The organism is Candidatus Glomeribacter gigasporarum BEG34 (assembly GCF_000227585.1).
Lineage (GTDB): Bacteria > Pseudomonadota > Gammaproteobacteria > Burkholderiales > Burkholderiaceae > Glomeribacter > Glomeribacter gigasporarum_B.
Window position 1 is genome coordinate 1 of sequence record NZ_CAFB01000057.1, and the last position, 11,655, is coordinate 11,655.

Sequence of the window (11,655 nt, forward strand, 5' to 3'; positions counted from 1 at the left end):
ATCCGCATTTGTTTGGCTTGTCTGTTTAATTTTAATAGGAGTTCTAAAATGCTTCAGAGCTTTTGCTGTGGTACAAATTCTCAACACAATGTCACGCCATTATCCTCCCAATCTGTTTCTTCAGTTCAAGAAAATGAGCCTGCTTCAGATACCGGACACCGAAAGAATGTTTGGATGATGTTGATTCAGAGGGTTTCCGAGATGCGCGATCTGTCGGAAAAACTGATGTGGGTATTAGACAGTCAAATGGAGGCGCAGAATGCCGAGACGCGGAGGTTGACAGATGCGGCGAGTCATGTATCGACCGACCAGGCCCGTTTGAAAGATGATGCGCTATGGAATTGGGAGGAGGACGAAGAATTTCTCAAATACCTCAAAGATCCGAGAATCAAGAACATCGAAATTGAAGGGATGCCGCTTGAAAAGTGGCTGAAGGGGAAAACGGAAACCAGAGAGATTGCGGAAAAAGTGGAATGGAACGACTGGGATCCTAACCCTGTGCACTGGAACAAAAAGCATGGTAGTGGCTTAAGCGAGGGTCTCTGGAACCAGTTGGGTTGGACAGTGAAAAATGTTGACCCCGCCCATCAAGAAAGGGGGCTTCCAAAATATCTGGTCTTGCAGCTCCAGCAGAAGCTCAGCGGGGAGGCCATCGCATCGAAGGATGTCGGCTCGAAACAGCAAACCCAACTTCAGCAAGTGACTCAAGAATCGATCAATGAGTCAAATATGGTGAGCAATTTAAATAAAACTTTATTTAGCTTGCTCTCTGCAATTATTGCGAATTTAAGAACCTGAGGCAGTGGATAAAGATCAGGCAATCTGAGGAGCACTACCATGACAGCCATTGGCCCCGCAATATCTCCAGAATTTCTATATTGGGCAAATCCCTCAAATGCGCAGGCGCTCCCTTCCCAGGAGAATAAGAGGGTTGAGGGCGCGGCGCTTGCGCAAGAAAAACAAAAGGGTCCGCATGCCAACCCTGCAAAATATCAACGCCTGGCGCTTTCAGCGCTTGTGTATGCGATCTATGCGGAGCTGATGGAGTTCAGCCGGGAACTGCTGCACAGTATGGATCAAAATCTTGAGCGGATGCATCAGGCTGAACGGGCGCTTCGGGATGAAAGGCTAGAGCTCTACGCGCAGGAAGTTCAGAAATTCCTCGAAGCGCAGGAAAAAGCGCGTAATGGGGGGATTGTAACGACTGTGTTTGATTTCTTTGTCAGCGCAGCCGGGATTGTTGCTGGCGCGGTTCAGCTCTATACGGGAATCGTTTCAGGCAATCCGCTGAAGATCGCAAGCGGGGTTGCTTTACTCTCAGGGGGAATGCTTGGCTTGGGCAATGTGTTGCTCGAAACCATGACATTTGGCAGTCATGATCCGTCCGCTTATCAACTCAGTGATCAACTCAGAGCTGCGCAAGCGGCGTGCACGATCGCTGGTTTTGTAATCAATGGGATGGGGGCTTTTTATGAATGGCTGCAGGGATCACGGATCGCGGGCAGCGCGGCGCGCGCTGCGGGAGGCGGCCGGAACAGCGCGGTCAACTCCACAACAAGGCCCGCTGCAGAGGCTGCGGAAAACGCGCCAGTGGTCACTATCCGTGTAACAGGGAATATGGCTAAAGCATTGCAGCGTCTTGCGCAATCCGCTGGTCAAAATTCAGCCGAAGACTTTTTAACGCGATTTTCAAATTCTATACGGCACTTATACATTATTACAAGCGTCACCAATCAACTTTTAAGCGTATTGCAGAAAATTGTAAATGGCGTCATTGGGCATGAAATTGCCCAGAGTGAAGCACAAGGCAAGAAATTACGGGCGCAAGGTGAATTTTTAAAGACGCTCACCTCGATTCAGAGAGAGATGATCAATCAGCTGCTGAAGCAGGAAAAAGAACATGCAATCCGGATTGGGAATGATCAAACCGCTTTGATACAAAGCAGCCAGATGTTAACTAGAAGTTCGTTGAGAGCGGTGCATGCGCTTGCGCAGGCCGCCTGATTCAACCATAATGCGCGCACTGGATAAAAGACAGAGAAATTTTAAAGAATGATGAGGAGAGGGCAATGTCTGCACCTATATCAGTAACGGAAATACCGCAAGCGTATTTGTTTGGGCAAAACAGCGGCTCGAATGTCCAAGGAACTGAGCAACCGGCTGAAAAGCGTAACCTGCATCGATCCAGCGGCCAGTCGATTCTCGCGCTGATCAGTCAAATCCTGTCGCAGCTACGGGAATATGTGAGCTTGATGCGCGATGCCTTTCTAACGACTGCAGCGCGCTTGGCAGGCGAAAATATGAGGTACGCATTCAATGCACTGGAACAGAGGAAAGCGAGCGCTGAGAAGGAACTTTCCGCAAAACAGACGGTTTGTACCGCTCAAATTTTCGCGGGCTGCGCAACGATTGCATTTGCAGTCGCAGGGGGCGCTGCCGCAAAATTCTTCAAGCGCAATGGAGAAGCTGTTTTGGGAACGGCAATGCTGTCAAGCGGCGTAGGAGGAGGCGCAAGCAATATTATTACAAGTAGTACAGAGGCGTCGCAGGCGGGCAAACGTACCCAGGCGCAGATCCTGGAAGCCGAAGCCGCTACCAAAGGCCAGCTCTTGCCTGTTCAGGATGGGATCAAGTCGCAGCAATGGAATTTAGGCGAGCAGATGTCAGGCCAGTTCCGGGAGATCAATATGATGGTTGCGGACGTATACCGGAGCTTCGGCAGGCTCTTTGAGACTCCAATCGTGTAGAACATGATGCCCCCCCGTTTTTTCTGGAAGCTTATCTTTCACTCAGGCCCTTTGGCGGGGCAGAGTCTGCATTTACCAAACGGCGATATCACCCTCGGTGATACGCCGGAGTGTGATGTACAGCTTGCTTTGCCCAAAGCGCCAGGCCAGCATTGTGTATTGCGGGTGTCTGAGCAAGGCGTCCGGCTGCGGATGCTGCGCGTGCGCTGCAGGATCAATGGCCGTCGCCTCAAAGGTGAGGAGGCGGATATACCCGCGCATCAAAGGCTTGATCTGGGGGGGGGCGAACTTAGTATTGCGCGCGCGGGCGAAGATGCGCCCTTGCCGCGCATCAAAAGCCGCCGGTACGGAATCCGCTTGTTCCGCTTGTGGGGAATTGCGTTGCCGGGCACAATGATCACCGGTTTAATGGCTGTGATGCTTCAGGCGGGTCGGGATTTACGCGCCTCCGTGCCTAACCATCATCGCCTATTCGATCTGCAAGGCTACCAGCAGGCGCTGCGGATGAAGTTTGACCAGATACGGGTAGACCGTGACGAAACGGGCGTATTGACGCTGACTGGACTATGCCATGAGGCGGCTGATTTATCCCCTTATCTGAATACATTAATCCAGGCTGGCATTGTGTACCGGAATCAGGTGGTTTGCGAAGATGAGCTGCGGCGCGGCGTAACCTATATTCTGCGTGCAAACGGATATCGCTATGCCCAGGTGAGTGCGGGGCAAACGCCGGGATCCGTCATTATTTCGGGCAATATATCGGACGATGCGCAGTGGGCCTCCGCGAGTCAGCAACTGGACCAGTTGCCTGGCCTGAGTTCCTGGACGGTCCGCAATGATACAGAGGCAATGATCGTCAATTTAATCGATATGCTGCGTCAGCAAAACCTGTTTGAACAATTAAGCGTGGCCTATCAAGGCGATAGTTTAATGGTGACCGGTCAAGTGCTTGACGCGCGCGAACCGCAGTTGCGTCAGGCGCTGGAACGCTGGCAGCAGGCGCGGGGCAATGAGATTCGCGTGATTTATCAGAATATTCCCGCAGCAAAGCTTGAGGCTGCAATATTCCCGGATCAAGCTCAAATTATCAGTTTCAGCGGCAATCAGCGCGCTGCCTTTTTAAAACTCTCAAATGGGATGAGAATACAGACCGGCAGCACTTTGCCCAATGGATATATGGTCACGAAACTGGACCAAAACGGTATCGAACTGCGCAAGGAAGGGGAATGGGTGCATTTGCCGCTTGGATTGTAGAAGTCATTTGATAGAACATGTTCCAACGCATCACATCATTGGAAAATCGTCTATTTGAAGACCACGCAGGGACTTATCGGGCCAGCCTCATTCGCCAGCTCAGTGAGGAAAGGGCGCGGCTTGCCGCATATCTGCAACAAGCTTCCTCAACAGAACAGAAAGAGCAGCGCCGCAATACCCTTTGGCAATGCGCTGCCCTTGAATACGCACAGGCGGTGATTGACGCTGTTTGGAATATTTACCATCACCTCCCTTCTTTGGAATCTTCTTTCGTACAGAGCGGGCTCAAACACAGGGCAGGCGGCGCTTCATCAGCATAGGCGTTTCGCACAGCCGCGCTGGTCGGCGCAGCGCCCCTTGCCGTACTAGCTGGACTATTTGCGTCTGCGCGCCTTGCTAGTGCGGTTGTGCGAAACGCCTGAAGCATTGAGCGAGTATTCTTTGACCTGCTCGGCTAAATGCATCCGCAGTCAAGCGCCGTCCGTCACCTTCTACCTCAAGCATAAGGGCGAGGTCTGGCGCGCCCAGCAGACCTCCAGCCCGTTCAGGCCATTCAATCAGGCAAAGTGCGCGTGCGGCCAGATATTCCTGAAAACCGGCTTCAGTCCATTCCTCTGGATGCGTAAAACGGTAGAGGTCAAAATGATAAATATCCAGAGTGTCCAATGTGTTCGAGACTGGACTCAGCAGTTCAAGCGCATAATGCTCGACTAGCGTATAAGTCGGACTGCGGATTCTCCCGCTGACCCCAAGCGCGAGGAGCGCGGCGCGCGCCAGTGCGGTTTTCCCCGCACCGAGTTCGCCGTGCAAATAGATGCGCAACCCTGTGAAGCCGCCAGCATGATACAGGGAGGTGAATGCCTGCGCGAAGCATTGGCCCAAGCGTTCAGTCGCGGCGAGCTCAGGTAAGATGAGCTGCCGTTTAAGCAACGGGTTGGGTGTCAATAGAGACATACAGTTCCAAATCCAATGAATAAAGCCGGCGCAATGAAGCCTGCATTCTCCGATCCGTCTGCGCCGCTGACCATCAGTCTGGCAGCCATCGATTCATTTTGCGATGCACTGTGGCTTGAGCATGGCCTGGCCAAGAACACGCTCGATGCCTACCGGCGCGATTTGCGGCTTTTCGCGGCCTGGCTTGCGCACAAGCACTGCCTTGCCCTGGATTCGACTGAGACCGCCGCATTGCGCGCCTATATCGCGGCGCGCAGCGCCGGAAAGGCAAGCTCATCCAACCGACGCCTATCCGTGTTCCGGCGTTACTTCGGATGGGCGTTGCGCGAGCGCCGGATCGCGGTGGATCCAACGCTGAAAATCCGCGCCGCCAAACAGCCGCCGCGTTTTCCATCGCATCTTTCTGAAGCGCAGGTGGAGGCTTTGCTCAGAGCGCCAGATATCCAATCACCCCTGGGTCTGCGAGACCGGACGATGATCGAATTGATGTACGCGAGCGGTCTGCGCGTATCCGAATTGATCGGGCTGAAAACGGTTGAAATCAGTTTGAACGACGGCGTGGTGCGCATACTCGGCAAAGGAGCGAAAGAACGGCTTGCGCCGTTTGGAGAAGAAGCGCGCGGCTGGCTGGAACGTTATTTGCGGGATGCGCGGCCTGCATTGCTGAAGGCGCGCACGTCGGACGCGCTCTTTATCACGATGCGCGGCGCGGGCATGACGCGCCAGCAATTCTGGAACGTGATCAAGCGTTACACGCGCGCGGCGGGGGTGACCGCGCCCTTGTCTCCGCATACGCTGCGGCATGCGTTTGCAACGCATTTACTGAACCACGGCGCTGATCTGCGCGCCGTGCAGCTTCTGTTGGGGCATACCGATATTTCGACGACCCAAATCTATACGCATATTGCCCGCGAGCGCTTGACGGCGCTGCATGCCAAGCATCATCCGCGAGGTTGAACGCAGGCAACGCTTATCACCGGAAAGAGCCTTGCCTTTATTCAGAAACGCTTCGGGGAGGTGGCGGCGTGAGTCAGAAAAATGCTTTAAGCACCAAGGATGCAACGCCCGCAGCGATGAACCCTAGTATCCATTTGAGGAGCTTCATTTCACCAGAAAGACGCAATTCAAGCTCACGCAAATCAGCCTTAGTGGCAAGGTCTGAGGATTCATGTGCCTTTCGTACAGCCGCAGCTAAGGCTCTAGCCTGTTTTTCAGGAATGCCAGATTTTTCAAGTTCATCGACGAATTCAAGGGTGTCAAATGCGGCGTGTGCCATAAATCAGTTCTCCTTACCCCGAATTCTATCACTGCGGCACTTGACGGATAGTCATTAACGTTCATATCTGGTGGCTTTTATGCAGCTCTGAAATAAGCTCTAAAATAGCTGCGCTGGATGTGATTTAAATGAAAAATGCTCTAAAATGCCCTCATTCACTTCTGCTTGCACTCTTCAGAAAGAGGTATGAATTTCTCGCGTATTCCCGCTGGCAAAAATGTGCCGCACGATTTCAATATCATCATCGAAATTCCCGCACAAAGCGAACCGGTGAAATATGAAGCCGATAAGGAATCTGGCTTGCTATTCGTGGACCGTTTTATCGGCACTGGAATGCGCTATCCGGCGAATTATGGCTTTATCCCGCATACGCGCGCGGGTGATGGCGATCCGGTGGATGTGCTGGTCATTACGCCATTCCCGATCCTGGCGGGCGCAGTCATCCGAGCGCGCGCGCTCGGCCTGTTGCAGATGAACGATGAATCCGGCGTCGATGCAAAGCTGATTGCAGCACCGCTTGACCACATTTGTCCAGCCACCGCGTATCTCAAGACCATTGACGATGTGCCCGCGCATTTAAAAGAACAGATTCAATTCTTCTTTACCCATTACAAAGCGCTTGAAAAAGGCAAATGGGTCAACGTCGGAGGCTGGCAAGGGGTTGAGGCGGCGCATCGGGAGATTCTGGACGGGATTGAGAATTTTAGGTAATCACGCCGCCGCCGATACAACGCTCTCCATGATATAGCACAGCATACTGTCCAGGCGTTGCGGCCCATTGAGGTTGATCGAAATGGAGCGTGAAACGGTTCTCGTGGGTGCGTATCAACGTGCAGGGCGCATCCGTTTGCCGGTAGCGTGTTTTTGCGCTGCATCTAAAACCGTCGGGCGGCGGCGCGCCGGAAATCCAGCGCGCGTTTTCCAGATCAATCGAATCACGGTTCAGCCAGGGGTGCGTATGCCCCTGAACGACATACAGCGTGTTTTGGGCGCTGTCTTTGCGCGCTACATACCAGGGCGCGCCGTTTCCGTTCCGGATGCCGCCCAGACCGATTCCTTTTCTTTGTCCAAGCGTGTAGAATGCCATCCCGATATGTTCGCCAACCGTTTGTCCATCAGGCGTTTTAATGGGGCCGGGCGCGCGCGGCAGATAGCGGCTTAGGAAATCACGGAAAGGCCGCTCGCCGATAAAGCAAATCCCGGTGGAGTCTTTTTTTGCTGCATTGGGCAAGCCAATGCGCGCGGCGATTGCGCGCACCTGCGCTTTTTGCATCGCGCCGAGCGGAAAGCAGACGCGCGCGAGTTGTGCCTGGTTTAGCCGATGCAGAAAATAACTTTGATCTTTTGTGGAATCACACGCTCTGCGCAGTTCAATGCCGCCTTGGGCCGGGCGGTGGATACGCGCGTAGTGGCCAGTTGCAATCATTTGCGCACCGAGCGCGAGCGCATGTTCAACAAAGGCTTTGAATTTGATGCGCGCATTGCATAAGACATCCGGATTCGGCGTGCGCCCCGCGGCGTGCTCACGCAGAAATTCTGCAAATACTTGCGCCTTATATTCAGCGGCGAAGTTGGCCACTTCGATGTCCATTCCAAGCAGATCGGCAACCGATGCGGCATCAATCCAGTCCTGACGCGCTGCGCAATGCGCCTCTTCCTCCCAGTTCTTCATAAACAGGCCCATGACTTCATGCCCTTGCTGCTTGAGCAGCCAGGCGCTCACGGACGAATCCACCCCGCCTGACATGCCGACAATGATGCGTTTTTTCATTAAACCCTTGAAATATATGATATTTTTGTGAAGAGATTGTCTAAGGCCTGCATAGACATCAGCACGATACCAAACAGTGCGTTGCATCAACCTTTAAATAAGCTTGACTCCATCGTTTAACTTATCCTAAATACACGCTCGTTTTCCTAATAGGAAGAACGGGCTTTTTTCATGGCGAGCCAGAAACGCATCTGTAACGCTGCTTTAAGCCAGCAGCGCCTGCGCATAGGCTTTTGCGCAGAATGGTTGTAAATCGTCTATTTGCTCGCCTGTGCCGGTGAAGACCACTGGCACGGGGTGCTCGCGTGCAATCGCGGCCAGGATGCCACCTTTCGCGGTGCCGTCCAGCTTGGTGACGATCAGGCCGGTTAAACCCAGCGCGGCGTCAAATGCTTGGACTTGGGCGAGGGCGTTCTGGCCGGTATTCGCGTCAATGGTCAGGAACACTTCATGCGGTGCGCCCGTCAGCGCCTTTCCCATCACGCGCTTGATTTTCTTCAGCTCTTCCATCAAGGGCGATTGGGTGGGCAGTCGTCCGGCGGTATCGGCAATCAGCACATCGATTCCGCGCGCGCGCGCGGCAGCGACGGCATCGAAAATCACCGCGGCTGGATCGCCGTTTTGCTGGGCAATGACATGGACCTGATTGCGTTCTCCCCAGCGGATCAGTTGTTCGCGCGCGGCGGCGCGAAAGGTGTCGCCCGCCGCGAGCAAGACCGATTTGCGCTGGCGCTGCACATAATGCACGAGTTTGCCAATGCTGGTTGTTTTACCGGCGCCGTTGACGCCCGTCATCAATATCGTGCGCGGCGGCGGCCCATCGAAGGCCAATGGCCGCTCCAGCGGCTGCAACAGTTCGGCGAGCAATGCGCGCAATGCGGCCCGCGCCGCTTCCCCATCGCCCATATGCTCGGCGCGCGCTTTTTGGCGCAATGCCTGAATCAGAAAACCGCTCGCAGCCACTCCGGCGTCCGCCATCAGCAGCGCATCTTCCAGCGCCTCAAATAAAGACTCGTCGATCTTCGCGCCTGAGAATAAATGAATCAGCGCGCGGTTTGTTTTGCTCAGACTGCTTTTAAGCCGCGCGCGCCAGCCTGGCGGCGCGGCGGTGTCCGGCGCAGGGCACGCGCCTTCGGAGGCAGGCGTAGGTTGTTTGGGTTTAGCTTTGAGGAATTTCAATTTTGACTTCTAGCACTTCGATATTTTCTTGACGCTCAAGGTGAACCTTGATCTCTTCATTGGTCACGTTGACGTATTTTGAAATGACGGCGAGCAGTTCGCGCTGCAGCGCGGGCAAATAGTCAGAGCGCGCCGGATCGGTGCGTTCATGTGCAATAATCAGCCGCAAGCGTTCCTTTGCGACCGCCGCAGTATTTTTTCTTCTGGCCCAAGGAAAAAAGAAAGCATCGACATCCTGCCCCCTTATGATTTGCCAAACAGGCGCGCAAACCAGCCCGGCTGCCGGTATTCGGTAAAACGCAGCGCTTTTTCTTCACCCAGAAAACGCGCCACCACATCTTGATAGGCTTCGGCCACTTCGGTGCCTTTGAGGTGAATGGCCGGCAAGCCCTGATTTGAAGCCTGCAACACGGCATCTGACTCAGGCACTATGCCGATCGGTTCAATCCTCAAGATTTCATGAATATCAGAAAGTGAGAGCATTTCACCGTTATTCACGCGCTTGGGATCGTAACGAGTGATGAGCAAGTGCTCTTTAACCGATTCCCGACCTTCAATCGCGCGTTTTGTCTTTGAAGACAAAATACCGAGAATGCGGTCCGAATCGCGCACCGATGAGACTTCCGGATTGGTCACAATGATGGCTTCATCTGCATAATGCATCGCCATTAAAGCGCCCGACTCAATGCCCGCCGGTGAATCGCAGACAATATATTCAAAATCCATCGCGCGCAGCTCATCCATGATTTTTGCAACGCCCGCCTGCGTCAGCGCCTCTTTGTCCCGCGTTTGCGAAGCGGGCAGAATGAACAGGTTGGTGCATTTTTTGTCTTTAATCAATGCTTGATTGAGATTGGCTTCGCCTTGAATCACGTTGATCAGATCGTACACAACGCGCCGTTCGCAGCCCATCACCAGATCAAGATTACGCAAACCCACATCGAAATCAATCACCGCCGTCTTAAGGCCGCGCAGTGCAAGTCCCGAGGCGAAACTCGCGCTCGTGGTCGTTTTACCGACGCCGCCCTTGCCTGAGGTCACCACAATAATTTTTGCCATCGTCTGGGTTCCGATAAATGATTTCTAGCGCATTTTTCAGTGAGCTTGCTACTTTCGCGAGTGCGAAGACAGTATGGAATAATACGGCGAGCACGAAGTGACAAGTGCAAGCCGCTGAAAAATGCTTTAATTTAAGTTTAAAGCTTCCACAATCAATTGCTCTTCAAAGAGACGCACTTGAACCGGTTGACCCAGCAAATGCGCGGACAGCCGAGTTTCGCCCGTCCGATAAACGCCGGCGATAGAAATCAGCTCAGCCCCCTCCAGGGAAGCGCAGAAAATACGCGCGGCGCAATTGCCGTGCACGCCCGCCAAGGCCCGTCCGCGCAGCGGCGCGTAGAGGTGGATATGCCCTTCCGCAATGATTTCGGCGCCGTGGCTCACGGGCGCGAGCACAATTAAATCGCCGTGCGCGTAGACGCGCTGGCCGGAACGCAGCGGTTTGTCGATCATCTGCGTCGCAGCGTGCAGGCCGGAAATCGCGCGCCGCGGCATGTGTTCAAGCGCTTGCGCGCAAGACTGCGCTTGATCGCGCGGCGGTTTTACAGCGTCTGAATCATGCTCTTCCACCAGCGGCAGACAGCTTTGCCCCGGCCCCATACACGCTGCGCATCCGTGGCAATCACGCCCATCGGACACATGTGCATTTGACGCAAGAGTGCGGTGAGCGCATCCATCGATAACTGCGCGCCCGCCTCAAGGCGGCGCACGTCGATCACGACGCTATCGTTCGCAAAAAAAGCGGGCGTTGCGTTGAACCGGCGCTTAAGCGCTTGACTTAAAGCCTCCACGTTCGCCGTTTTAATGATCAGCACCAGCGCGTCAAAGACGCTATGGCGCAGTTCAAAACAGGGTATTTTGCGCTCCAGCATGAGTGAACCGAATGGGAAATTGGCTGCAAAATTGGGTATTCTAAATCTGATAGGCGTTTCGCACAGCCGCGCTGGCGAGGCGCGCCGACGAAGACAGTACAACGAGTACGGCAAGGGCGCTGAAGCAAGTCCTCTGCAAATGCGCGCGAATCAGCGTATGCTCCAGTCTATGAGGCAGTCTTTAGAGAATGCGTCCCTCCAGAGCTATAAAACGCAATTTTTAGAACATCCAGAGTGCAAGGTGCATGTTTTTCATAAAAACTTCCATAGGAATCAAGTGCTGGAAGCGCTGAATAGGAAACTGAAATCAAATCAATCGGATGCCGTCAATTTTGCATAAGACGTCTTCGATATCTCATTTGGCCTGGAGCAACTCATTCGCCCGCCGCGGGTCCGTTTGGCCGTTTTCTATTTCTACGAGTCCCTGTGCCCACGAGGTTGAGCTTTGTACTCAACCGCAACTGTAGAGAAGATGAGGGTAGGTCCCTCGGTATCGCCTTGCAGGAGGGGATACCAAACCACCTTAAGCGGCTGAGGACAAAA

At 53.8% G+C, this 11,655-nt stretch carries 13 protein-coding genes and 2 pseudogenes; 8 read left to right on the plus strand and 7 right to left on the minus strand.

What is annotated here, in order from left to right:
• The 5 genes from CAGGBEG34_RS07490 to CAGGBEG34_RS07510 all read left to right on the plus strand — a co-directional run.
• The coding region (locus tag CAGGBEG34_RS07490; RefSeq protein WP_203224862.1) for a hypothetical protein at nt 1-798 on the plus strand (798 nt) is incomplete at its 5' end.
• Between the two features lie 39 nt (nt 799-837).
• Nucleotides 838-2,004 carry a type III secretion system translocon subunit SseC family protein gene (gene sctE, locus CAGGBEG34_RS07495; protein WP_006683113.1) on the plus strand — a complete coding sequence of 389 codons (1,167 nt, stop codon included), beginning with the start codon at nt 838-840 and terminating at the stop codon, nt 2,002-2,004.
• A 65-nt stretch (nt 2,005-2,069) separates the two neighbouring features.
• Nucleotides 2,070-2,747, plus strand: a complete 678-nt coding sequence (locus CAGGBEG34_RS07500; RefSeq protein WP_006683114.1) for a hypothetical protein — start codon at nt 2,070-2,072, stop codon at nt 2,745-2,747.
• A gap of 3 nt (nt 2,748-2,750) precedes the next feature.
• Nucleotides 2,751-4,001, plus strand: a complete 1,251-nt coding sequence (sctD, locus tag CAGGBEG34_RS07505) for a type III secretion system inner membrane ring subunit SctD (protein WP_006683115.1) — start codon at nt 2,751-2,753, stop codon at nt 3,999-4,001.
• A gap of 17 nt (nt 4,002-4,018) precedes the next feature.
• Nucleotides 4,019-4,321: an EscE/YscE/SsaE family type III secretion system needle protein co-chaperone gene (locus tag CAGGBEG34_RS07510; RefSeq protein ID WP_042688352.1), complete on the plus strand. Its 303-nt coding sequence runs from the start codon at nt 4,019-4,021 to the stop codon at nt 4,319-4,321.
• 76 nt (nt 4,322-4,397) lie between these two features.
• Here CAGGBEG34_RS07510 and tsaE read toward each other — a convergent pair whose 3' ends face one another.
• The gene (gene tsaE / locus CAGGBEG34_RS07515; protein ID WP_042688353.1) at nt 4,398-4,955 is read right to left on the minus strand and encodes a tRNA (adenosine(37)-N6)-threonylcarbamoyltransferase complex ATPase subunit type 1 TsaE; all 558 of its coding nucleotides are present in this window, start codon (nt 4,953-4,955) and stop codon (nt 4,398-4,400) included.
• A gap of 15 nt (nt 4,956-4,970) precedes the next feature.
• Here tsaE and xerD point away from each other — a divergent pair, with 15 nt between their 5' ends.
• Entirely contained in the window at nt 4,971-5,912 is a 942-nt protein-coding gene (gene xerD, locus CAGGBEG34_RS07520; protein WP_006683117.1) for a site-specific tyrosine recombinase XerD, read from the plus strand.
• A 73-nt stretch (nt 5,913-5,985) separates the two neighbouring features.
• Here xerD and CAGGBEG34_RS07525 read toward each other — a convergent pair whose 3' ends face one another.
• The gene (locus CAGGBEG34_RS07525) at nt 5,986-6,231 is read right to left on the minus strand and encodes a CCDC90 family protein (protein ID WP_006683118.1); all 246 of its coding nucleotides are present in this window, start codon (nt 6,229-6,231) and stop codon (nt 5,986-5,988) included.
• 186 nt (nt 6,232-6,417) lie between these two features.
• Here CAGGBEG34_RS07525 and ppa point away from each other — a divergent pair, with 186 nt between their 5' ends.
• The gene (gene ppa / locus CAGGBEG34_RS07530; RefSeq protein ID WP_006683119.1) at nt 6,418-6,942 is read left to right on the plus strand and encodes an inorganic diphosphatase; all 525 of its coding nucleotides are present in this window, start codon (nt 6,418-6,420) and stop codon (nt 6,940-6,942) included.
• Here ppa and mnmA read toward each other — a convergent pair.
• The 5 genes and pseudogenes from mnmA to minC all read right to left on the minus strand — a co-directional run bounded on the left by mnmA (nt 6,935) and on the right by minC (nt 11,112).
• Nucleotides 6,935-8,002: a tRNA 2-thiouridine(34) synthase MnmA gene (gene mnmA / locus CAGGBEG34_RS07535; protein WP_006683120.1), complete on the minus strand. Its 1,068-nt coding sequence runs from the start codon at nt 8,000-8,002 to the stop codon at nt 6,935-6,937. The genes ppa and mnmA overlap by 8 nt on opposite strands.
• 204 nt (nt 8,003-8,206) lie before the next feature.
• A complete protein-coding gene (gene ftsY / locus CAGGBEG34_RS07540; RefSeq protein ID WP_006683121.1) occupies nt 8,207-9,181 on the minus strand; it encodes a signal recognition particle-docking protein FtsY in 975 nt (324 codons plus the stop codon).
• Nucleotides 9,162-9,415: pseudogene (minE, locus tag CAGGBEG34_RS07545) on the minus strand (cell division topological specificity factor MinE). The gene ftsY and the pseudogene minE overlap by 20 nt, the downstream one beginning before the upstream one ends.
• Nucleotides 9,416-9,424: 9 nt before the next feature.
• Complete coding sequence (minD, locus tag CAGGBEG34_RS07550; RefSeq protein WP_006683123.1) at nt 9,425-10,240, minus strand: septum site-determining protein MinD; 816 nt, start codon at nt 10,238-10,240, stop codon at nt 9,425-9,427.
• A gap of 126 nt (nt 10,241-10,366) precedes the next feature.
• Nucleotides 10,367-11,112: pseudogene (gene minC / locus CAGGBEG34_RS07555) on the minus strand (septum site-determining protein MinC).
• Between minC and CAGGBEG34_RS07560 the strand changes: the two are divergent.
• Nucleotides 11,111-11,452 (plus strand): hypothetical protein, encoded by a 342-nt coding sequence (locus CAGGBEG34_RS07560; RefSeq protein WP_042688354.1) that lies wholly within the window; start codon nt 11,111-11,113, stop codon nt 11,450-11,452. The pseudogene minC and the gene CAGGBEG34_RS07560 overlap by 2 nt on opposite strands.
• Nucleotides 11,453-11,655: the final 203 nt, after the last annotated feature.